The 23,670-nt window shown below is 67.2% G+C and carries 12 protein-coding genes and 1 pseudogene; 4 read left to right on the forward strand and 9 right to left on the reverse strand.

Annotated elements, in window-relative coordinates:
• Window positions 1–204: 204 nt before the first annotated feature.
• From O3438_RS10070 to O3438_RS10085, 4 genes are read right to left on the reverse strand one after another with little or no spacing between them, the layout of a single operon-like run.
• On the reverse strand, window positions 205–3,138 hold the full coding sequence (locus tag O3438_RS10070; protein ID WP_269679717.1) for a Z1 domain-containing protein: 2,934 nt from the start codon (window positions 3,136–3,138) through the stop codon (window positions 205–207).
• A complete protein-coding gene (locus O3438_RS10075; protein ID WP_269679718.1) occupies window positions 3,135–4,121 on the reverse strand; it encodes a PD-(D/E)XK motif protein in 987 nt (328 codons plus the stop codon). Before O3438_RS10075 ends, O3438_RS10070 begins: the two co-directional genes overlap by 4 nt.
• Window positions 4,118–5,629, reverse strand: a complete 1,512-nt coding sequence (locus O3438_RS10080; protein WP_269679719.1) for an ATP-binding protein — start codon at window positions 5,627–5,629, stop codon at window positions 4,118–4,120. Before O3438_RS10080 ends, O3438_RS10075 begins: the two co-directional genes overlap by 4 nt.
• Before the next feature lie 4 nt (window positions 5,630–5,633).
• A complete protein-coding gene (locus tag O3438_RS10085) occupies window positions 5,634–7,655 on the reverse strand; it encodes an AIPR family protein (protein WP_269679720.1) in 2,022 nt (673 codons plus the stop codon).
• Window positions 7,656–8,140: 485 nt separating this feature from the next.
• Here O3438_RS10085 and O3438_RS10090 point away from each other — a divergent pair.
• From O3438_RS10090 to O3438_RS10105, 4 genes and pseudogenes are all read left to right on the forward strand, one after another.
• Window positions 8,141–8,506 (forward strand): annotated as a pseudogene (locus O3438_RS10090) (transposase); the annotation flags it as partial.
• 133 nt (window positions 8,507–8,639) lie between these two features.
• Complete coding sequence (locus O3438_RS10095; RefSeq protein ID WP_269679721.1) at window positions 8,640–9,038, forward strand: DUF7008 domain-containing protein; 399 nt, start codon at window positions 8,640–8,642, stop codon at window positions 9,036–9,038.
• A gap of 440 nt (window positions 9,039–9,478) precedes the next feature.
• Window positions 9,479–12,769: a DEAD/DEAH box helicase gene (locus O3438_RS10100; protein WP_269679722.1), complete on the forward strand. Its 3,291-nt coding sequence runs from the start codon at window positions 9,479–9,481 to the stop codon at window positions 12,767–12,769.
• Complete coding sequence (locus O3438_RS10105; protein ID WP_269679723.1) at window positions 12,770–15,820, forward strand: AAA family ATPase; 3,051 nt, start codon at window positions 12,770–12,772, stop codon at window positions 15,818–15,820.
• Between the two features lie 338 nt (window positions 15,821–16,158).
• On the opposite strand, the gene O3438_RS10110 is transcribed toward O3438_RS10105, so the two are convergent.
• The 5 genes from O3438_RS10110 to O3438_RS10130 form a co-directional block, all read right to left on the reverse strand.
• Window positions 16,159–17,013, reverse strand: a complete 855-nt coding sequence (locus tag O3438_RS10110; protein ID WP_269679724.1) for a sugar phosphate nucleotidyltransferase — start codon at window positions 17,011–17,013, stop codon at window positions 16,159–16,161.
• Between the two features lie 167 nt (window positions 17,014–17,180).
• Window positions 17,181–19,301: a hypothetical protein gene (locus O3438_RS10115; RefSeq protein ID WP_269679725.1), complete on the reverse strand. Its 2,121-nt coding sequence runs from the start codon at window positions 19,299–19,301 to the stop codon at window positions 17,181–17,183.
• Window positions 19,298–20,872: a hypothetical protein gene (locus tag O3438_RS10120; protein ID WP_269679726.1), complete on the reverse strand. Its 1,575-nt coding sequence runs from the start codon at window positions 20,870–20,872 to the stop codon at window positions 19,298–19,300. Before O3438_RS10120 ends, O3438_RS10115 begins: the two co-directional genes overlap by 4 nt.
• Before the next feature lie 26 nt (window positions 20,873–20,898).
• Complete coding sequence (locus O3438_RS10125) at window positions 20,899–21,924, reverse strand: Ldh family oxidoreductase (RefSeq protein WP_269679727.1); 1,026 nt, start codon at window positions 21,922–21,924, stop codon at window positions 20,899–20,901.
• Entirely contained in the window at window positions 21,918–23,516 is a 1,599-nt protein-coding gene (locus tag O3438_RS10130; RefSeq protein WP_269679728.1) for a glycoside hydrolase family 3 protein, read from the reverse strand. Before O3438_RS10130 ends, O3438_RS10125 begins: the two co-directional genes overlap by 7 nt.
• Window positions 23,517–23,670 lie beyond the last annotated feature (154 nt).

A 23,670-nucleotide genomic window follows, 5' to 3' on the forward strand; every position in this document is an offset into this window, starting at 1 on the left:
CGTGAACTCGCCTACCTGCAGGCAAGGGTGGGGCGAACGGGCGGTGGGGCATGCGGATCGAGGGAACGGTGGGACAGCCACCAGTCCGGTGCGGGATGCCGCAGGTCGAGCAGATCGCGACGGAGCTGGTGGGCGGGATGACCGGTAAGCGCGCTGAGCTCGTGCATCTGCCAGGGCGCACGGCTCCGTCCTATCGTCACCCACCTACTCAGCGTCGACAACGATTGCGGATTCATCGGCACTATTGCGTGTCTGCCACTTTATTAGCTTGCCGCTGGTTGGCATCGAGCTCATGGGCGTCACAAGCTGGAAAGCCATGGTGACAAGGCCGTCATTGACCGACCGGGCATCCGGAACGTCCGCTTCGACATTCGGATAGACGATCATGGCGCCGGTGGCGGGGGCATACAGTCGATCAGCCTCCGGGTCGGGAACTGGCGTTGCGAGTCCTGCGATCCTGTTGGCGGCGTTGCGGTGCCTCGATTCACTGACGGCGCTGAGCGAACCGGTCGATGTCCTGACCCGGCGGAAGATACTGAACGGTCCCTGATCATGGATCGTCCGGAGACTTTCATCCGAGACCTGGTGGGGGAAGATGATCAACCAGCGTTTCAGCTGCTCAGAACTGAGGCCGCTGAGCCAGGTCAGCTCCGGCTTGAAGGTGTCCGCAGAAAGCCACCTGAGGGATCTGAGCACCTCGACGACATCGCGGTGATCCATCTCAGCGATGCGCGCTGAGTAGGACTTTCCGGTGTCCTGAATCGTTGACACACCGGCGACCTTGGCAGCGCGCACGGTCTTGAACCGGACCGTTGTCGTGGCGGCGGAGAGTACGGGGAGCCACGCCGCAGTGTTGGCGCGGGTCTTCTCGTCCCCCGCACGGGAGCCCGGGTTCGGGTATGCGACCGGCTCCATCGGTTCGCCCGGCGAACTCTTCTCGACCAGCGTCGCATTCCACATCTTGTTCCGGCCGGTCGGCCTGAGGTCGGGACGGTGCTGTGCGATGAGCGGTGGGATCTGCCGCGGAGTGATCTGTCGTTGTCCGTCGGTGGGTTGTGAGTATCGCCGCAGCTCAGCTCGGAGATACTCCTCGTCCCTGCACGCCGCGGCGAACATCTCGTGCAGTTCCTCTGTCGTGTAGATGCGCACGAGGTCGCGGAATCCTGGCCGGAAGCCGAACCAGCGGCCCATCTGCATGAGGGTGTCGACCTGCTTGGTCACACGTCGGTAGTAGGTGACGGTGAGGCCTTCGACGGTGAAGCCGCGGGCGAGGCTGTTGCCGCCGACAAGGATCCGCCAGATCGGCCGCATGTCGAAGTCGAGGCTCTCCTGCTGTCGTTCGAGGTCCTTGTCGCTGTTGACCACGATGACCGGTCCGCTACTTTGATCCGGTGGGCTGATCTTGTCGAGGGCGGCCGCGATGTCGGGCCGGAGGTCATCGAAGTCTGCCGGCGTCGACAGGTCGGCATTCGATGCGGCGCTGACGGGCAGGACATCTGTTTCGTAGAGGGCCCGCAGACGTGCCAGACCCGCGGGTGCGCGGTACTGGCCGCTGTTCCACATGGCGTTGATGACGTCGGCAGTGTCGCGGTGCACCGCCTTGGACATGGCCTCGTGCACGAGCATGGTGTGGTGCTGGTAGGAGGCATGACCGTGGCGCTGACGGTGCAGCTTCACAGCGCCTGTCAGCAGGTACATGTCGAGCGGGGTCCGCAGGTCGGTGTCCTGCGGCTCCTCGTCGAGCAGGCGTACATGCCGCAACTCCTGGGAGTTCTCCAGCGTGCGCTCCGACAGCGGGATGCCGGTGTCGAAATCGTGGAAGTCCTCGGCGCCCATGTAGGCGACGGGGCGGGCCAGTGAGACGAGGAAGTCCCGCGGGAAGATGTCTTCGACGTCGGACGGATCAACGAAGACGTTGGCGTACGGCGTCGCGGTGTACCCGACGTACTGTGCCCGCGGCATCATGGACAGCAGCTGACCGATGAGCCGGTTGATCGCCGTGCGGTCCTTGCTGTCCTGTGTCCACTTCTTCGGGCTCGTGGTGTTGACCGAGGCCTGGTCGGACTCGTCGTCGATGATGAGGACCGGCACCTCGCCGAGCCGCTCCCTGATCCGGCCGAGGTCCGCGACGAGGTCCTGCAGGACGGTCTTGTTCTTCTTGGCAACGACGAGCCGGGCGTCACTGGTGTAGAGGTTGACCGGTGCGTACAGGGGTTGGGTGCGTTCACGGCGGGGGAAGTCCAGCGCCATGAATCCCTGGCGTAGGCGCCGGTAGTCCCATCCGCGGGTGCTGAGGCGCCGGATGTCGGGGTATCCGATGTCCGACGGCCGCCCACCATGACGGACGAAGCGGTCCTTCTCCCAGTCCGTGTCGTCCTGATATTCGTGGCCCCTGCTGTCGTGAGCGGAGATCTCCTGCTCCAGGTTCTCGCGGCCCACGAGTTCGATGTCGAGACGACGCTGCGTCTGGGCGCGCAGCATATTGGTGGTACCGGTGAGGACAATGACGAGCCGGTAGCCGGCATCGACGGCTTTCGCGATGACGCCGGTGAAATTCGCGGTCTTGCCGCTCTGCACGTAACCGACCACGAGACCCTTGGCCTGGTACGCGACCTCGCGGGTCGGGTCGGACAAGCGCCTGACGACATCTTCCGTGGCGTGATCCAGTCCGGCGACGACGCCGGCGTGCCAGCCCTTGTCCAACAGATACCTGCGGTAGTGCGACCAGTAGAAGTCACGCTCACCCCGTCGCTCCGCAGTGCGCCATTCCTCCCAGTCGTCAGCGATGACGATAGGCGCGGTGGCGTGGGGGAAGAGGCTTGCCACCAGGTGCTGTGTCGCGGGGTCCAGCTGTAGCGCGGAAACGATCGCTGAACGCCGCTCCGAGGTGTTGCGTGCCGTACCTGCGGCCCACACCGCATCCGAGTCCACGTGGTCCCAGCCGGCCAGTACCTGCGCGAACTGCTGACGTAACGCATCCTCGGGCCCTGCCGACTGCAGATGCGCGAGCAGGGCGGCGCCGTCGGTGAGGCTCTGATCATTACCGAACATCGCGGCGACAGGATGGATGGGCATCGGACCGCTGCGCTGCATGCCGTCGAGGGCTGAACCGTAGGCGAGAGTGACCGTGTCGCTCATTGCAGCTCCTGCCGTCCTGCCGAGACCGCGATCCGCAGAGGTTCGGGTGGTCGGTCGGTGCTTATGCCGGTGAGGTCAATTTTATACCGGATGTCAGATATGCGGCTGAGGTCCGCACCGGCCACCCTCATCAGATCCCCGGTCAACCGGGGGAAGGTGTCGGCGACCCTGTACAGCGCAGGATCGGAACGGAGCCTCCAGCGTTGCAGGGGTCCCGAGGCGAAGCGGCTCCGCCACCCCGCCCGCCGTACGAGGGCTTCGAAGCTTTCACGCAGACCACCCGGCGGCATCATCTGCCGTACGCGGTCGACCAGCTCGGCGACGGTTCTGCCGCCGCTACCGGCTCCCGTGATCTGTTGCGACAGCAGCCAGAGCGGTCGGCCACCAGTCGGTTGCAACTGGCCGACCGATGAGATCCGGTGAATCCGTCGCTCCGCCGCCGTGGTCTTCACCTCGACATCGACATCGGACAGGCCGAAGTCATGTTCCTCCGCACCGCCGCGCCAGGCCGCGATCGCCGCGTCGGGTGAGCTGGTGGCCGTCAGCCCTGCGACCAGGCAGAGCTCGCCGATGAGGCCTGTCTCCACTTCTCTCGTCAGGGCGTCCTCGGGCCTGATCAGGTGGCCGATGTGACGCAGCGTCTCGACAAGCGCGGCGCTGATAGGCAGCCCGTCGAGCTGCGCCCGGTCGGCCACCCCGCACAACACGGGGTAGGCGTCGGCGAAGAGGCGGGGATCATGGACGGCGATCTCGATCAGGCGGGTGGCTCCGTCGTGCACGAGGGTCGTGCTGACGTGCTCCAGGCCGGTGGGAGCGGGGGTCTCGTTGCCGCGGGCGGGGCCGCGGAGACCGATCCGGTGGTTCGCCGGATCAGTGAAGAGAATGACTCTCGGCGTGCCGTCGACGGGGTGTTCCATCGGCACCCCGGTCGCTACGTATGCCGCGAAGCCCTCACCACTGAGATGCCGGTCCGGGCCGGTCACCCACGCCCTCCGAAGGACGCCAGTTCAGCCTGGGCGGCGGCGGTGAGGATCTCCTGCCACAGGTCGATGTTGTCCTTGTCGCGGGAGCCGAGGTGGGCGCCCTGGAAGACGTTCTCCATCAGCAGGAACATCAGGGCCTTGACGAGGGGGGCGTCGTTGAGACCTCCCCGACGGCCGCCCAGAAGGGCGGCACGGTACCGCCTGTTGAGCAACAGGGTCATGGTCTCGCGCTCAACGTGGAACAGGTCGTTGTTGTCGAACTTTACCCAGAGGATGTTGAGCGGCGACTCGTTGAGCTGCGGCAGTTCGTCGATGATCTCGCGGCTCACCCGCGGGTTGATACCGCGTCCGGGCGGGATCACCGGGCGGCGCCGGGCCGTCTCGCGTTGATTGCTGGTCGCCCACGTCTGCTCTGCGGCGTGGAGGAAGTCGGTGACGGTGCTGCCGTCGGCCGCGTGGGCGGTGCCGACAGCGCGAGCGAATTCCGCGCCGGCGGTCACCCGCGACTTCTCCGGGTTCATCGTGAAGAGTCCGGAAACGTCGCCGTCGATGTCGATGGCTGCACGCGCGAGCTGCAGCTTCTTGTCCGGCGCGTGGATCCCTTCCCAACCCCCCGCATGCAGGAGCCGGTCACGCCGGTAGAAGTAGAGGCCCTGCCGCCGTTCCGCGCCCCCTGGCAGGCGGTATTCCGCGTCGTTCGACTTCCCGGGCCAGATGTGGCACTGGATGGACAGAGCCAGGCCGTTGACGTCTGTTGTGAGCGTCTTCGGCCAGCCGTCCGGCGAACTGCGGTAGCCGAAGGGGTCGAGCGGGCGGACTTCAGCCGGGACACCGACGCCCTCGTCGACGTCCTCCACATCGATGGTGATGCGCAGCTTCCCCCTGGCCAGGATGCGGTGGAACATGAGCCCGAGATGTCCCCGGAGGTGGTCCACCGTGCGCGACAGGAATGTGCCCACCAGATGCGGGTCCTCGGATGCCGGGAAGCCCCCCACCTGGTCCCACCGGATCACGGTGCCCGACGGGGAGGTGCTGAACGGCCACGTCCGGTCAAGCTCGGCCGCGGCGAAGTCCCCCGGGACCACATCGCAGTTGAAGCCGTCGCGGTTCTGTCCCTGCAGCCACCGCCGACCGACCGCCTCGTGGCCCGATGCGCGCGACAGGACCGTCAGGCTGGCCGCCTGACTGAAGGATGCGGCCTTCAGTCCGATACCGAAACGGCCGAGGTCCGTCGTCCGGTAGTCCCGTCTACCACCCAGCGTCAGGGCGGTGTCGATGGAGCGGGGGGTCATGCCGTGCCCGTCGTCGACCACGTACAGGCCGATCAGTCGGGCGTTTCGTTGGATGAAGCGGATCAGCACGGTGTTCGCGCCGGCGTCCACGGAGTTGTCGACGAGATCCGCCAGTGCGGTCTCCAGGGAGTGGTTCCGCCCGAGCGCATCGAGTGCGTGCGGATCCGGGGGCAGCTCAACCGATCCGACGACCGGCACGTCTTCACGCCAGCGCATCATCTCACCGTGCCCCTGCCGCAGCGGGGCCGCGCTGCTGGGCGCCACCGCCGCCGGTCGGCCTGAACCCACGACCCCGCGCGACGTCCATCAGTACCGATGCGGCCCGCAGGTGCTTGCCCGCCGGGGTGTACCCCTGCTCGAGCGCCTGGGTGATCTCTCTGATGACGCCCCGCTGGGCCGCATCGAATGAGCCGGTGGTCTCGCCCCACACCGCCAGGTCACGCCAGCTGTGTGCTGGCGTCGTCTGCAGGGTCTCGATGTCGGCCGGGTAGGCGTCGAGCTCGACCAGTTCGGCCTGGAGCTGCCCCGGGACCATCCAGGCTATCTCCCGTACGGCTTCCCAGCACTCGTCCCTCTTCGCCCACTCACCGACGTGCGTCCGCCCCGCGGGGGGCGACGTGATGACCTTCTGCACGAGTGTTGACAGCTCCGCGATCGCCTCCTTCGTCGCCGGCGAGAGGTCCTGGGTCCGCCAGATCCGGTCGAGGTCCAGACGGCCACCCGTCACCTGGACGAGCTTCGCCACGGTGTAGGTGACGATGTTGGCCTTGTATCCACCGAAGTTCTGTCGGGCGACGATCTTGTCTGCGCGGCGGAACAGGATGGCTTTGGCCACGAGGTTCTGGCAGTACGATTTGTCGACGACCGTGGACGTCTCGTCGAGGCCTTCGGAGAACAACGTGAAGTTCTTCTCGGCGCCGAGGCTCACCTGCTGGGGCCGCATCGACCAGGACATCTCGAACTTGGCCAGCTCGGACTTGGTGAACTTCTGGTCGGGCGGGTTCATGGTCTTGAAGACCTTCTGGCGCGACCTGGTGAGCTCCGCGGTCACCGCGTTGGCATACTGCCCCCGGGCCCGTTCGTAGAACCAGTGGGTGTCACTCTCGTGCACCGGGCCGGGTGGGGCCCAGAGCGTGCGCATGATCCGTTCGACGTCGACGTGGAAGCTGGCGTTCGCTTTCAGGTCGGAGGCGCTGACTTTGTTCTGGGTGTTGGAGTATGCGGAGATCTTCGGGACTATCTCGTCCAGCCGCTCGGGGGACACGACGGTGAGTTTCATCTGGACGAGCACCTGACCGATGTCCGTCGTCCGACGCGCGTGGTGGATCGACGCAGTGGTCTGCCCGCCGTTGACGATCTGGAGGTCGTGGATCCGGCGGATGCTCCGTTGACCGCTGTCGTCGGTGTGGAAGTCCACCGCGGATGCCGTGGCGGCGATGCCGTTGTTGTAGGCGAGGAATCGCTCGGGATGGTCGCGCAGGGTTCTCTGGATGCCGCTGTTGACGGCGCCCTTGACCTGGAGGAACGATCGCACGTTCAGCTCGAGTAGGCGCGCGCCGTGGCGCCCGTAGAGATCGGCGAGATCGTTGCCGGGCACGATGGCTAGGAACACCGCGTAGTCGGAGCTGGTCTGCGGGGTGCCGAGACAGGGCAGTCCGTCGGGAAAGTCAGCCACGATCGGCTCGGCGCGACTTCCCGACGCTGTCCAGTTGGCGAGGCGGCGCAGATCCCAGACGTCCCGGGTGATCTCGCGTCCCTGAAAATGTAACGCGGGGAGCGGATCCCGGACGACGCTTCGGGCATTCGAGATGTAGATGAAGCGGACCCTGTCAACCTCGACGAACTTCTCCGCGACGGTCGACACCATCCCGGCGACCTCGGACGACGGCTCGTTCCGGACGACGGTCCCGGCGAGGCAGCGGGACAGGAAGTTCTCGAGTCGGCGGAACGCGGTCTCGGCATCGCTCCGGTTGAGTTTGTGGTCCTCGTCCGCTCGGGGACTGTAGCTGGTGATGAAGAGGTCCAGACATCTGTCATCCGACGACAGGCCGAAGCCGCTCACCTCGACCCCGTGATCCTTGAAGCGGACGACCACGGGATCCTCCGTCAGGCCGTAACCCGACAACTGCTCAAGGACCAGCCCGGCGAACGCCTCCTGTGGCTCCGAGTCATTCACCTCGGTGTACGCCCGGACATCCTCGAGCAGGCTGTAGGCGTAGAAGTCGAGGTCGGACTCAGGCACCGGCGATCCCCTCCGGAGAAGTCGCATCGTCATGCGCACGACCTGGCGTGACTGGGGCGTTGCTCTGGGTGGTCATGGGTTTCTCCGACGCTGATGTGCGGCTCGAGATCGGACCGCGCGGATCCGGCCGGTAACCGTGCCTATCTTGCAGCATAAGGGCAGTAGACGACAGAACCGCAGGATGATCGACTCGCTAGGCATCCGGCCGTCCGAGTCCCTCCCGACGCCTGATCCTTTTCCGGACGTTTCGTGATATCGAGTGGGGCGGACGCCGGGCGTTCCATTTGCGGCCGATCCCCAGCGACCGGGGCCCTTCAGGTGCGAGGGTGCCTGCCCCGTAACGGTCAGGCGTCACTGTGGCGGCGACCCGACCCACGGACGGGTCGTGCTCGATCGAGCGGATCCACCCCGGCAAGATCCCTTCGCGTTAGTGACGCTGTCGACGGTAAGCCCTCCAACCTTTTGACGTCCTCAGCCGGGGACCCTCGGTCGCCCCCGCCCATGCACCCCGCATGGGCGAACGGCTCATCGAACAGATCATGACCGCGCTCGACGCGCAGAACGTCCCCGGCACGACAGCGGCGGAGACGATCCTGCCCCGCCTCGCCGACAGCCTCCGCGACGTCCTGCGACAACGCGACCAGGTCGCCGATGAGGTCGAAAGGATGCTTGATGCGGAGCGTCTTGCCCCGGTCCTGACCTCGATGCCCGGCATCGGCGTCAGGACCGCAGCCCGGATCCTGCTCGAAGTCGGCGACGGCACCGCCTTCGCCACACCCGGGCACCTCGCTGCCTATGCCGGCCTCGCCCCCGTCACCCGACGATCCGGCAGCAGCATCCGCGGCGAACACGCTCAAACGCCACCGCGGCGTAGCCACCCGCTACGACAAGTTAGCCTCCGCTTCCAGGCCGTCCTGACCGTCACCGTCATCTGCGAATGGCTCTGACCGGACTTATGAAACACGCCTTACTGGGCCGGCCCCGATGCCACCGAAATACAGCAGCGCCGATTTCGTGAAGGTGAGCTACTGGCGATACCGCGGCAGGTACGACGTGCCTGGCGAACGGTTCGTGTCCTATGGGCACCCGGAAGGCACCATCAAGGACGCCACGGTGGGGTGGTCCGGATGGGCCGTCGAGGACCGGGCGATGGTGCTGTCCAACCTCGCGTCAGCCGCGCCGACCCGCGAGGACGTCGTTCCGCTGCTCGCCGGGCTACTCGAGGTGCTGCCGTGGGTGAAGCAATGGTGTAGCGACCAGCAGTACGAGAGCCACCGCACACTGCTAGACGACCTGATGGTCCGGTGGGATGTCACCGAGAAGGCTCTACGCGCTTGGCGTCCACTGAAATCGAAGCGCGGGCGTCCCCGCAGGCACAGCTGATCGATGTAGCCCAGTCAGGCCAACTGACCACCAGAACTATCCACATGATGATCCTTCCGGCCATACCGGATCGGTCAGTCACACACACCTGAACGTCTTCCAACCCCCGTCGATCAAGACCTTTCCTGCCGCCCGAAGCGCACATAGATTGGTGCGGTGCCTGCCAATTCCTCAATCTCTCGGCCACAGGCACACATACGCCGCCGAACGGCTGGACCGCGCGGCGACGTGACGGACCGGGAGCCACATAGGGCCGAACCTCCCCCGCCGGCCTCCACGCTGGGAGGAGAACGCTTGACGGCGCTGCCGCAGGACGGACAGGGCTACGGACCAGTCCGCGTCGACCACGGAGGATGACAGTGCGCGCGCTCGTTGGAGCAGGCCGGCGGATGTTTCCTGATCCAGGTGTTCTCGCGGTCACTCATGGATACCACCCGCTGGTGACGGATGCGACCGCCATGCTCGCTACCGGGCTCTTCACTGACGTACTGACTCTCGGCGCCGATCTGCCCGATCCTGCGGGAGCAGTCGAGCGGGTGAGGCAGATCGTCGTCCCGACGGTCAGCCTGCCTGAGGGTGTCTACTGGTTCGGAGGGCTGGATCCGGCTCCGTTGCTCGTGGTCACCTCGGGTGCGATGCCCGGTGCGGGGATCCACGAGCCGGCTGCTGAGGTGGCTGAGGACTCGCCCGTGGCCTCTGCGCTGGGCTGGTTCGACCACCTCTGGGACAGCGCCGACGAGGTGCCGCTGCCCCGGTTCGACGTCACCGATGAGGTGATCACCCGAGCTGGGCAGGACGGCATGATCAGGTCCCGTCTGTTCGCGCACGGTCGTTGGATCTACCAGGTCTTCGCCGGCAGCCGCGTCCAGCGTGTCGAAGAGGGCGCCCTGCTGCCGAGGCCGACGGTCGACTCCCCCGACGCATGGGTGCGCACCGAGCCCGCCCCCGCCGAGCGTCTCGCCGCCACCCTGACCAGGGCGAAGCTGGAGAAGCAGTTCACCGATACTGTCTTCTCGTTCCGGGCGACGCGCACCATCTTCCGGCCGTACCAGTTCAAGCCGGTGATGAAGTTGCTGAGCACAGGGTCACTGCGGTTGCTCATCGCGGACGAGGTCGGTCTCGGTAAGACCATCGAAGCCGGACTGTTGTGGACTGAACTCGACGCCCGCAGGCACGCGAACCGGGTGCTCGTCGTGTGTCCCTCCGTACTGCTGACCAAATGGCAGCACGAGATGCGCGAGAGGTTCGGCTTCGAGTTGACGGAGCTCACCGGCACGGGGCTGGCCGACCTCAAGGACCGGCTCGAGTCGGATCGCCTGCCCAGGAGGATGGCCTGGATCTGCTCGGTGGAGCGGCTACGGGCGTGGAAGGGGCTGGCCGACATCGAGCAGTTGGGGCTCCAGCTGGACCTGGTGATCGTGGACGAGGCCCACGTCTTCCGCAATCCGAACACCAAGAGCCACGCGTTGGGTGAGCTGTTGTCCCGTTGGGCGGATGCATACGTCTTCCTTTCCGCTACCCCGGTGAACCTGCGCAACAACGATCTGTACAACCTCCTTGAGCTGTTGGTGCCCGGCGAGTTCCAGGACCTGGCGGACCTGCAAGAACGGATCGAACCCAACAGGGTCCTCAACCGGATCACAGGTTCGCTGCTCGACGCCTCGGTCAGCAACGCCACACGTAGGCGGTGGCTGTCGGACCTGTCCGACAGCACGTTCGGCCGTGTCATCGCCTTGCGGCCCGATTTTGTTCTGCTGGGCGAGATCCTGGAGCGAGCTCACCTGTCCTCGAGCGACGTGGTCCAGGTCAAGCGGATCTGCAGCGAGTTGGGTGGGCTCTCGGCCCAGGTCACGCGTACCCGCAAGATCGAGGTCCAGGAGGACAAGGCGGTGCGCGAGCCGCGCCCTGTTCCGGTGCATTGGACCCAGCCTGAGCGCGACTTCTATCAGGCATACCTGCAGTGGTGCATCGAGCGTGCGAGGGCCAAGGACACCCCGCTGCATTTCGGCATGCAGATGCCGCTACGCCTCGCGGGCAGCTGCCTCCCCGAGGCGGCGGCACTTGTTCTGACCTCGTGGCAGACACCGGCCGTGCAGGATGAGGTGAACGCTACGGCGAAGCCGTCGACCGCTGTGCGCGGTCCGGATGTGCCACCGTCGCCGCGGTTGCGGGAGCTGGCAGCCGGCATCGACGTCGACACGAAGCTCGAGCAGCTCCTCCAGGTGGTCGATGATCTGATCAGCCAGGGCAAACAGGGACTTGTATTTACGTTTTCCCGTAGGACCTTGTCCTACCTCGAGCGGCATCTTCAAAGCCGATGCAGGGCCGCGGTACTGCACGGTGGTGTGAGCAGGGACGACCGGGCCAGGGTCATGGCCGATTTCCGGGCGGGTGGCTACGACATCGTCGTAGCCACCAAGGTCGCGAGTGAGGGCTTGGACTTCGAGTTCTGCTCCGTCTTGATCAACTATGACCTGCCGTGGAATCCGATGGAGATCGAACAGCGTATCGGCCGGATCGACCGGATCGGCCAGACCGAGCAGAAGATCGTGATCATCAACTTCACGACTCCCGGGACGATCGAGTCGGACATCCTTGAGCGGGTACTCACCCGGATCGGCATCTTCGAACACGCCATCGGGGCACTGGAACCGATCATCGAAAGCATGTGGCCCGACGTCGAATCCTCCCTCCTCGACTTCGCACTGACCCCCGCCCAACGGACGCAGCGCACCCAGGAGTTCCTGGCTGCGGTCGCCGAACAGAAACGGGCCGCCGACGAGATCGAGTCGGCCGCACCCCACCTCATCTCGAGTGACGGCGTCGACATCGAGGGCCTCGAGCCCGGCCTGCTCGCATCCGGACGGTATGTCGGGCAACAGGAACTGGCCCTGCTGGTGAGTGACTGGGTGGGCAGCTACGACGGACGCTGCCAGATCCGTGGCGACCACGTGACCGTGATCGGCAACAGCGAACTCGCCGGTCACGTCCGCGACCTGGCACAGCGTGGTGAGAAGACGAGGTCCGAGGTGGACCGTATCGTCAGTGACCTGACGCATCAACTGCCGATTCAACTATCCATGGACCAGGAGGCGTCCCGAACCACCGGGGTGCCGCTCCTGACGGCCAACCACCCGTTGGTACGGGCGGCGTTGGACGTACCGGGGCACCGGCAGACCAGATTTTCCGCGGTCACGATGCGGGCGCGCGACGCCGGGATGGCCCCGGGCACCTATCTCGTCCATCTGTGCATCGCCAACTGGAATGGTGTCAGGCCACTGCACGAGGTATGGACCGCCACCGTTGACGCCCGGACCCTGCAGGTCGCCCCCGACCTGGGTGACCGGCTGATGGCGGATGTCGCAGCCGGAAACCTGCAAGCCGCTTGGTTCGACGGGTCGATCGACCTACTCCCAGCCCTCGACGTGAGCCGTGACCTCCTGATCCGAAAGCAGATCCGGAGCCAGAACACTTTGGCCGCCGAGAACAAGGCGTTCCTCGCCTCACGACGACTCAGCGTCGAGCAGGTCCATCAACGGCGGACACAGGCGCTGGAGTCACGCATCGCTACCCTGCGGGCCCGCGGCAGGCAGCGCATGGTGCCGCTCTTCGAGGCCCAACAGCAGCGAGAGGACACTCGCCACGCGGGCCTCCTGCAGGACATAACGGCGCAGTCGACGGCCATGCTCAGTACCGAGGACCTGGCCGTCTGCGTAGTGGAGGTGCAGTAGGTGGCCAAGATCAGCGACGAGGAACTCGCCTACGAGATCGCCACCAACCGGAGCTACCTGCGGGCATTGGAGCGACGGCTCGCCCGGAAGAACCCTGAAATCTCCGTCACCGCGAACGAGCGCTACGTCGACAACGTCCCTCGAGGTGAGCGGGCAAGCGTCGGACCCCTCTACGGCCGAGTCGGCCTTGCTGGTCCGGACAGGGATCTCGGGCACGCCTTTTACATCGGTACGCGGTACCTCAACAGCACGGACTGGGACTATCCGGTCATCAATTGGGCCGCACGCACAGCGAAGGTGTTCTTCGACCCGCACGCCGCCCATGAACTGGACACAGACGTGGTGGTGCGCCGAACACTGACGGCGCAGGGGGCAGAGGTGGTACACGCCTCTGACGACTGGGCGGTCGCGGTGCCGGCCGACCAGTCGCCTTTCAAGGCAGGGAAGCTGCAGGTCCCCCCGGCACCGCCGCGGCAGCAGGCAAGGCGCCCCACTGGCTCGACGTCGTCATCTGCCCGAACCACCGCGTCGACAGACCACCCCGCGGAGCAGGTGCCCAGAACCCGGCGGGCCACGCCACCCGGCCCAGGGCCCGGACCGAAGACACCAAGAGAGAAACCGTCACCGGGTGCCCCCGCAGCACCTCGGGCCGTCGTGGCGGGAAAGGGCACCGCCGGACGGCTGCCACTGCCGGACAAACCGGCGGACCTGGCAACATGGCAACCGCACGCACCGCTCGTCCTCGCTTTCTCGGGAGACTCCCGGGCAGATCCCGAAGGTATCGCGGCCGTGCGCGCGGTCGACATGGTGCGGTACCTGGCCCGCAAACAACGGCGCGTGCTTGTCGTGTCAGCATGGACCACCCCGCTGCCGAGGATCGTCAGCAGGATCCACACCGCAGCGGCGCTCGTCGGACTGCCCGCTGCGGATGCACGCAAGATCATAACTGTCGTCCAGGACACCGAGTGGCTGGCCAGAGTCGCCGAATACCCCCGCTTCACGGACACCCGGGAGCCAGACGCCCTCGACGTGGGCCGGTACGTCAAGGACATCGTGGAGCAGGCCGTACAGATCTGTCGCCGACGACTGGGGTGGGCGCAGCGCGACGTGCAACTGTCGGCGAAGCTCGAGGTCACCTACGAGGTGATCCGAATGGGCGGAGTGCCCACTGAGCCGCTGAAGTTGGGTAAGTACTCCGCGGAATGGATCGCGACCCTACCCCCGTTCGGAGCCGCCTGGGGTCAGCTGCGCTATCTCGCACTGTTCGCCCAACTGGTCACCGCGATCCGAGGCCCTGACAGCCGGAGGCCCTACGGCCACGTCATCGTCCACGGCGAACACGATCTCTCCGGCCTGTCCTGCGCCGTTATACGAGCGAACAACCCCACCGCCCAGTGGACGATCCTCACCGAGCTGATCGGCCCTGGACCAGGATCATCGACCATCGACAGGCGTCGCACGCTCAGCGTCGTTGAACGCCTCGGCCTCCAGGACCCCCGCGGAGAAGTCGACGCAATCACCGTCCATGCCGCCAGACTGACCAGACACACGGTCGCCCTGCCCATACCGAAAGCCGCCGTCACCACGCCGGCCGGAGTCTACGACCGGGCACCCGACCGCCGACCCCAGCCGACCGAGCAACGACAGCGGTCCGCTTCAGCGGCCGCCGACCTCGAGAACGGCATGCGTGCCGTCGACGCGGTACGTTACGCCCTGCACGCACCCCGGACGGAGGCGATGACCTCCGTACTCGCCACTCTCCAACCCGACCAGTACCGCCTGGTCACCCAACCGCCGACCATGCCCCTGATCATCCAGGGGCACCCGGGTACCGGTAAAACGATCATCGCGGTGCACCGCGCGGGCTTCCTTGTCAACGAGGAGACGACCAGGAAGGGCCCGACCCCACGGGTGCTCCTGCTTGGACCCACCGAGCAGTACGTTCGCCACGTATCGCGGACAGTCCGGGAACTCGACCCGACCGGGGCCATAACGGTCAAGTCACTTCCCGAATGGCTCACCGAACTCGCCGGTCTGGGCATCACCACCGTCCAGCCGGGTGAAGGGACAGCCGAAGACGTCGGCGGCTTCATCGTGGCCTTGGCGAAACACGCGGTATTGGAGAGCCAGGACCAACCGGGATGGCAGGCGAGCCGCCTGACCGACAAGGTCAAAATGACCTACGAGGCCATCCGCAGCAGCATCGACCCACACAGAAGACCACCGACCAGCCAGACGGAGCAGCGGTGGATCGAGGCGCTCCCACCGTTCCCAAAGGCCTGGGCGAAACGTCGCTACCTTCCCCTATTCGCGCAACTGGGCCTGCTGCTCAGCGGCAAACGATCCAGATACGATCACATCGTCGTCGACGAGGCCCAGGATGTTTCGGAACTCGAATGGGAAATCATCCAGGCCCACAACGCTGGCGGACGATGGACGATCGTCGGAGACCTGAACCAACGCCGCCGATTGGACATCAACCACCTCGACTGGCACGAACTGGCGAAGCGACTTCACATACTTCCCGATGCTGAACTGTTCCAACCTGAGGTTGTGGAACGGGGATACCGCTCCACCCAGCCGATTCTCGACTACGCCAACCGCCTCCTGCCACCCAACGAGAACCAACCCTGTTCACTCCAAACCGATGGGCCGGAGCCGTCGGTCATCCGAGCCAGTACGCCCGGCAAGCGCGACCTTCGGGCCGTCGGTGAGGCGAGCAGGCTACTCGACTCGTACCCCGGCGGAACGGCAGCGCTCATCACCACCGACCCGGATGCCATCGACAAACTGCTCCTCGGCAACGGCTGGCGACGAGCAGACACGGCAGCAGGTGCAGGCGACTGGAGCAGGGAGGGACGCCGGCTTGCCGTCCGCACGCCCGACTCGGCAAGGGGTGTTGAGTTCGACGGGGTCGTGGTCGTGGAGCCGCGCTACTTCGTACGACAGGAGGAATTCGCCGGGACCCTGTACACGAGCCTGACCCGGGCGAACCGCGAACTTGTCGTGGTGCACAGCAAGCCGCTACCCGAACCGCTCACGCAGCACTGACCGTCCTCGGGAAAGCTTGAGGCTCGATCTGGTGGGGGCATGGGAGTGGCAGGATGACGGCCTCCCGCCTCGCACGATCCTCTGCGCTACCCGGTAGCGGGAGGCGGAGCACCCTTCAGGGATGCCAGATCATCAGGTGAGGCCCATTTGCCTGTGCCAGGATCTATGGCAACCCAGTGCCGCGCGTTCAACCAGCAACACCCACCCGCGAGGCGCAAGTAGGGCGTCCTGTTTCCACCGCCACGGATCAGCGCGACGGGTCGCTGGCGGCGGTCGTCCGAGGAGGAGCGGCCAGTAGGGACCGAGGTTGACCTGGACGTCGACGATACCCACGCCGGTCAGCCGTGCGGCCGAGAGTCCGCGAGAGCTTGGATTGCGGCTGCAGCATTATTGGCCGCGAGCCAGCCGGCGGGGTTGCCGCAGTCGTGGTATTGGCCGGTAATGGGTTGGATCAGTACGTCGTGATCGCGTGCGAAGGCAGCGACGGCGTCGGTAGCCTGGTACTCGCCGTTAGAGGCCGGGGTCAGCTTCTGAAAGTAGGCCACCGCGTGGGCGGGTAGCAGGGTGCGGCTGATGTTGATGTAAGCGGTCGGTTCGCCGTAGCTGTCGGGCTTCTCCAGAAGCTCGTCGAGCAGGTGATGGCCGGCTGCGGCGGTCCGTGGGTGGAGGATGCCGTATCGGTGGGCCTCGGCGCCGGGCACCGTCGCGGCGGCGAGCGCGGCCGGTGTGCCGGCGGCGGTCCGGGCGGCGGCTAGGTCGGCGAGGTCGGATCCTCCGTCGGCGCGTAGGAGAAGATCGTCGCCGGCGACAAGGAGGAAGTCCTCGTTGTCGATGAACTCGGCGGCGATGATGGCAGGCAGCGCGGTGCCGTACCGGTCGTCGCGGGGCTGCTCGAGGAACGTGAAGTCGGCCTGGTGATGTAGATCGGCGAGGGGCGCGTATTTGTCCTGCCAGCCTCGTGCGCTGAAGTATGCCTTGAGGTCGTGGTCCTCGCTGAGGTAATGGCGCACCTGGCGGCCGGCTTCGCCGGGGGCGGTGACGATCGCGATCTCGCGGGCGCCGGCGGCGATGCAGTCGGCGACCGCGTATGCCAGGACCGGATGGTTGAGGATCGGCAGCATGGACTTGTTGATCGTCTTGCCGATCGGGAAGAACCTGCTGCCCATGCCGGCAACAGCGATGACGGCCTTCACTGACTCCCCTTTCGGTCGGAGGTGCACCGGCCGTCAGGGTGTTGCGACGGTGAGCCGGGACGCGTCTGCCCAGTTTACGGTCTGTCGGTCCAGATTCCTGGCACATGGAGTACGCGCAACGAGCGGGGACCGCCGGCGTCTCAGTGCCGGCGGTCCGCGGCATCTCGTTAACGCGGGGTGGATGGCATGAGCAGCGTGGTGGTAAGACGCGCGGCGGCGGCTGCGGCCAGGGAGCCCGCGTGGCGGATCCGGTCCCACGTCGGCGTACGGCGAAGGTCGGGATCGAGGCCGTGGCGCAGGGCCTGCCGGTGGACGGCGTTGAGCATGGCGTCGTAGTCCCGCGGGGTTCCCCGGTGGCCCTCGACGTATTGGTGGAGGGCGGCGATCCCGACCTCGGCCACCGTGTAATTGCTTCGCCGAATGGCGGCGAGCAGGTCGCTGTCGAACGCCAGGCTCTGGTCCGTGACGAGAGGCAGTGCGGCGCGTAGGGCGGCGACAGGGAAGGCTTTGAAGCCGGCCTGCGGGTCGGTGCTGTCGAGTTGCAGGAGGTCCCGGACGGCTCGCTGGTAGAGCAGAGCGGTCGGGGCCGGGCCTGCGGGCGGGTAGTAGCCATGGGAGTCGGGTCGGCGGCGGGAGCCGATGACGGCGCCAACGGTGGGCTGGTCGAGGGCAGCGATGTGGAGACCGAGTTGGTCGAGCGGGTAGGTGAGGTCAAGGTCGGTGTAGGCCAGGATGGTGCGACCGGCACCGGCGAGTTCGGCAAGACCCCACAGCACGGCGCCACCCTTGGCGCTGCCGTCGTCGGGGCGAGCCGTGATGGTCACGCGGATCTGCGGGTGATTGGTCTGGATGGCGTGGGCGGCCGCGTGTGCGGATGCGCAATCGGTGCTCTCGTCGACCAGCAGGAGATCGGCGCGGGCGTCGGGGTGCGCTGCCAGGAGCCAGCCCAGTTGGGCGACCTTGGCAGTAAGCGCGTTGTCTCCGTTGAGGACGCGCGTTAGGCGTTGCGTCTCGGCGCGCATCGGCACGACGATGCCGAGGTCGGCGGGAACGGCCCGGGCCAGGATGGCGGCCTTGGACCGGGCGGCCTTGATAGCGGCGATCAGGCCCGTGACGTGCAGCTCCGCAGGGATGCTGTCGCGGCCGTTCTTGGCAAGGCCGTGCACGAAGGCGATGAGGAGTCGGTCGTCGTAGTGCGGGAGAGGGCTGTGTGTCTGGTGGCCGGTGAGGTGGTCCGCGACAATGTGCAGCAGCATGCGACCGGTCGGGTCGGCGGCCCAGCATTCGTCAGGGGTGGGCGGGACGTCAGCGCTCCGCCAGGTAGTACGGACGTGTTCGGCGAGCAGGTCGTAGCCGGCCACCAGGGCACGCTGGGTGTCGTCCCAGCGGGCGCCATCGTCCGTGGCTTCGGCTGCCTGCCACGCCTCTTCCCAGCCGCTTGGATGGGTGCGGGCGGCGGTGACCTGCTGCCAGCGGCTCCGTACGGCGGGCCAAGCGCAGCCGAGGTCTCCGCCGGAGGCGAGAGTGTCGGCAGCATCCTCGGTCATGGCGAGGGCCTGACTAGCCTGGGCGGGGGTGTCGGCGGCCGTTGTCATCGCGTCGAACCAAAGCTCGGCGGCCAGCGTCAGTCCGGCGGTGTGGTGGGCCAGGTCGCGGACCGTCTGCTCGCGCCGCGCGATCAGCCCGGCGCGTACCCGGTGGCGGCGGGCACGGGTAAGAGCGGCAGTGGCAGCCAGGTCGACCTGGGCTGTCGGAGCGCGGCTGGCGCGGGCATCGAGCAACGCGATCAGCCCGGTCTCGGCCGGATCGCTGAGCGTGTCTGCGTCCAGCAACGGGGCAAGAAGCTCGCCAAGGACGGCTGGATCCGCAGCTACGGCGGACTCGCGGAAGCGTTCGCCACTCAGGTTGGCGTCGTCGACCGATGCGGGCTGGTGGGCCAGGGCGGCGACAGTGCGAGCGAAGGTGTGACACGTGCCGGGCGCGGCACCGTCGGGGAAGAGCCTGCCTCGTAGGGTGCCCTTTGCCCGCTTGGCGTCGGGCCGGTGCGCAACCAGCAACGCGAGCGAGGTGAGTGGCAGGTCCGTGCGGTCGTCGAGTGCTCTGGCGACCCGGTCCGCGACTGGCATTGCGGTGATCGACAGCAGCGCGCGTACGGTGGCCGGCTCCGGGTCGGCAGTCATGGCCAGGAGCACGGCGAGGTCGGCGTCCTCGGCGTCGAGGCGGTTCAACAACGGGGACTTGGCCAGGGGCGCGAAGACCCGGACCGGACTGGGCCGGGCGGCGGTCATCGCGTGAGCCTTCCGGCGACGAGTTCGGCGGCCTGCCGGGCGGTGTGGACCGGGAAGAGCAGGTTCTGGCGCAGGAATGTCCGCTCGAACTGGCTCAGTGGTGCGTGGATCACGGTGGTAGTAGAGGTGATGTCCACGCGGGCATCGGGGCGACCGATGCGAGCGAGCAACTGTCGTACCGTCTCCTCCTCCGGCGGCTGCGCTGCGGCGCAAATCTGGTGCTGCCCAGTGGGACAGCGCAGGCGGCAGTTGGTGGTGGGCAGGTCGTAGTGGCCGTTGTAGTCGGGGATGTAACTGCCGCGTTCCACCGCTCGACCGCACGAGGACCTCTTCAATACGGCGGGACGGCAGTCCGCGGGCACATCTGCGTACACCTCGGCGAACGCAGCCATGATCCGCGTCTCGGTGTCGGTGGTGAGCAGCTTCTTGCCTGGCTTGAACGAGCCGGTGGGCAGGGGCAGGCCGTAGCTCATGAAGCTGTGGACGTGGTCGTCGGCGAACTTGAGCCCACCGAGGACCACGGTGCGGGCGCCGGCGTCTCTGAAGGTCTGCCAGACGTGACGCAGGTGCGCATCAGTGGTGTTGAGCCCTTCGGCGATCGGCCGGTAGTACGCCAGCACATTGATCTTGTCGGATTGCAGAATGCGGCGCAGGAAGCGCAGCCGACGTTCGCGGTTGGGTGGCTCGATCGACTCGGGCATGGCGGCGTAGCAGACGTTGACGTCGAGGTCGACGTGGACGAGGGATTCGAGGCATTCGATTTGCTCATCGGACAGGGCGTACTTGGTGATGCACGAGACCCGGTTGGTCAGCCCGAGCTCGTCGAGTAGCTGCAGTGCGCGCCAGGTCCGGGGCCAGAGCTTCGGCAGGAATGCCTCGGACGTGGACATGTGCAGGCCGATGGGCGTGTGGTGTGGGGTGAACCACGGGTGGGAGAGCAACCGCGCAACGACGTCCTCCGGTTCGAGGAAACCGGTCGGCTCCCAGGAGCCGAGGTAGCCGTCGACGGTGTCCCCTTCGCGCCGGTAGCAGTAGGCGCACATCAGGGGGCAGCCGATGCCGAAGTCGGCCGACATACCGCCCTTCATCTGCGAGATCATGTAGCTGGTGTTCAACCCGTCGGGACCGGCTGCGGCCTGGCTCGCCGCGATCTCCCCCACGGTGGCGATCGGCGCGAACCCGGCCGGCAGCACCGACTTGAGCGCGTGTGGAGCGTCCGGAGTGCCGACGACGCCGGGCCACGCGAAGGTGCAGCGCAGCGCGAAACCCAGGGCGTCGCTTTGGTCGGCGTCGAGACCGTAAGTCCGGGTGAGGGGCGTCACCGTGCGGATGGGGAGTTCCTGCAGTGGGACCCGGCGGCCGGTCGGCTCATGCAGCAACCGATCGGTGAGGACCTCGGTCAGGGCGCGCGCCAGCGGCCCGTCGGCGAGCCGCCGCGCCGCGTCGACGACCGGATAGGGGTCGGCGATGTCGAGGACTGCCTGCAGGCCGCGGGCGGCCTCCGCGCGGGCCTCGCCACGACGTAAGGATGGAGGGTCGGTGACGGTGAGTGCGCTGGTTGAGCTGCTCACAGCTACTCCTCTGCTGATCCGTTGGTTTAGCGGGAAGGGTCGGGGTGGGTCCATCCGTGGGGAGCACGGACATGCGCGCGCCGGCCGGCGTCGATGAGCGCGGCGAGATCGCCGGGGTCGAGGGGAATTCCGCTTTGGCGGGTCCGTTCGCGGTGAGACCAGGCGCCGTCCCCGGGCATCCGGGCGCCCTGGTCACGTACCGCGCGGGCAACGGTGGCAACTCCGGCGGCGAGCGAATCGCCGGTGCCGAGGCAGCGGGGGTCAACAGCTACGACCAGCAAGCCGCGACCGTCATCCCCAGACGGCAACGGGGCGCTACCGGTCAGCGCGCCAACCAGCAGCTCCAAAACGATCGCCAGAGCCTGGCCGCGCTCACCCGCGGGCAGCAGGACCGCAGCGAGGGTCGGGGCGTGGGCCGCGAGTCCATCCGCGTCGAGGGCAAACCCGTCCGGTAACACCTGTCGATCGCGAGCCAGCTGCTGCACTCGACCCCAGGAGATCGCAGCGGCGGCAAGGTCCACCAGTACGGGGCGTTGCGGGTCCGGGCCCGGGACGGCAACCGCGATTGCGCTACTGCCGAGTACCGGCGTGCTGGTGCCGCCGTGCAGGGCCACGCTCTGCGCCGACGCCTGAGCGGCGGCCACGCCCACCAGTCCGCGCCGGGCCAACTGCGCGGCAGGGATGCCGAGCGCGCCGACATGACCGGTCCGGCGAACGGTCACGGCGGCGACGCCGCAACGCCGAGCGCGGAGCATCGCCGCGGTGACCGCCAAGCGGGCCGCTACCGGTCCCGGGGCCAGGTCTGCGTCCACCACCAGGATCGCCTCCCCGCCGGGCACGGTCCGGATCAAGGGACGCGGATTCAGGCGCCCGGTGCGGAGTTTGTCCAGGTAGTTAGGGGCCAATCGGCTGCCGTGGCCGGGGATGCCACGAAGGTCAGCCTCCACGTGGGCGTCGGCCATCACCCTCGCCCCCGGTCGGTTCATTCCCGCTGCCTCGTACAGGCACTGCAGGAAACTGGCGAGCTGGCGCGCTGGCACCGGAGTCACCATGGTCCACCGCACACGGGTAAGACGCCGTGGGAACGGCCGTCGCCGAGCAAGATCCGGGCCACTGCCGCGGCAGAGGGCCGGTGCGGGCTGAACGCGGCCACCAGCACCGGCGCGGGTGAGCCGGCCAGGTCGTCGACGTCGCCTAGCGCGACCTGAACCACCGCACGTCCGAGCTCCGTCAGGCGGGCGGCCGCCCGGGCAGCCGTACTCAGACCCACCGTGGTGGCGCGGGTGTCGTAGCCGTAGACGATTACTGGGCCGGCTGTCGGCACCGGGGCGCCAACCGGGACCTGCAGAACACGGTGATGCGCGGCGAGCATCGCCGGCAGATAATCCGGCCCGTGGCGGGCACTGTCGGCCCGTCGCTGCCCGGCGTCGGGCACCCTCACCAGTGCCAGCACCTTGCCGGGCGGCACGTCCAACGGAAGGAGATGGGTGCCGCGCACCACCGTTACCGACCGGTCGGCGACCCGGTCAGCCGCCCTCCAGGCTGACGCGTTCGCCTGCTGCCAGGTCGGCCGGGCGGAGCCGGGCGTCAAGCCGTACCGGCGGTGCAGAGCCTGCACACGGGCCACAGCCGCGCCGACCCGTTGACGGTCGATCACGCCATGCTCGACAGCGTCCATGAGCGCCTGCACGACCTCCGCCCGACGCCGAACTGCGGCGGCCCGCTCGGCCGGCTGCTTGCTCCGGCGGGAGACCTCCGAGTCCAGCATCACGATGTCGACGCCGGCCGCCACCGCCGCGACCGCCGCCCGGGTTAGGCCACCGAGCGGCTGGTGCACCGCTCGGATCGACAGGTTCTCGCTCACCGTTACACCGTCGAAACCCAGCTCGTCGCGTAGCAAGCCGAGCACGCGCGGCGATGCCACCGCCGGTCGATTGTCAAGGGCAAGGACGGTATGACTGCCGACCATCACGCATGCCACTTGCGCGCCAATCGCCGCACGGAACGGCTGCAACGCCCCTGGGCCGAGCCGGTCAACGACCGGCGCGACGTGATGGGGATCTGCGCCGACTCCGCCCAGACCCGGGAAATGCTTGGCGGTCGCCGCCACGCCAGCGGCCTGCAGTCCGCGTACGAAGGCCACAGCCAGCAGCCCTACCTGCTCAGGATCCGACCCGAAAGCACGGGTACCGACCGCAGTAAGCGCTGGCCACGACGCGGTGTCACAGACCGGAGCCAAATTCCACGTCAGCCCGACCGCCCGCAACTGCTCACCGATCGCCACGCCCGCCGACTCGGCTAAGCCCTCGTCCCTCGCCGCACCGAGCGCCAGGTTCCCGGGCAACTGAGCGACGCCCGGCCAGTCCAACGCGTTCAACCGGCCGCCCTCCTGATTGACGCTCAGCAGCAGCGGAAGGGAACGTGCCGAGCTGCTGCTCTCCGACTGAGTGACCTGGCGCAACTGAGCTGGGCTGGTGACGATGCCCTTACTGATCCGGCCCGGCTCAGAAGCGGCCTCCTGGTGCGGCAATTGGGCGGGACTGTGGAGACCTAGCGACCTCCGCCCAGGACGGACCAGCAGGTCGATCTGAGCGGCGAGGGCGGAATCGGTTCCGCCCGATCGCCCGGGTGCGCTGGGTGGCATAGCGGCTCTCCCTTGCGGCTGGGGTCGGCAAGCGGGCGTGGCCCAGACGACCGGCACGGCGACCCAAGGTCCGGCGGTAGCCATTCACAGAAGCTGAGGCGATGCTGGCGCCCGTCCCCGTCGCGGCCGATGCCAACTGGCGCAGCCCTCCAAC

This window comes from Micromonospora sp. WMMC250 (assembly GCF_027460215.1).
Classification (GTDB): Bacteria; Actinomycetota; Actinomycetes; order Mycobacteriales; family Micromonosporaceae; genus Micromonospora; species Micromonospora taraxaci.

Bases quoted from the DNA above. Each gene is read 5' to 3' on its own strand.
- O3438_RS10070 (WP_269679717.1), bottom strand. From the start codon at position 3,138: ATGAGCGACACGGTCACTCTCGCCTACGGTTCAGCCCTCGACGGCATG.
- O3438_RS10080 (WP_269679719.1), bottom strand. From the start codon at position 5,629: ATGCGCTGGCGTGAAGACGTGCCGGTCGTCGGATCGGTTGAGCTGCCC.
- O3438_RS10095 (WP_269679721.1), top strand. From the start codon at position 8,640: ATGCCACCGAAATACAGCAGCGCCGATTTCGTGAAGGTGAGCTACTGG.
- O3438_RS10115 (WP_269679725.1), bottom strand. From the start codon at position 19,301: ATGACCGCCGCCCGGCCCAGTCCGGTCCGGGTCTTCGCGCCCCTGGCC.
- O3438_RS10125 (WP_269679727.1), bottom strand. From the start codon at position 21,924: ATGGTGACTCCGGTGCCAGCGCGCCAGCTCGCCAGTTTCCTGCAGTGC.
- O3438_RS10130 (WP_269679728.1), bottom strand. From the start codon at position 23,516: ATGCCACCCAGCGCACCCGGGCGATCGGGCGGAACCGATTCCGCCCTC.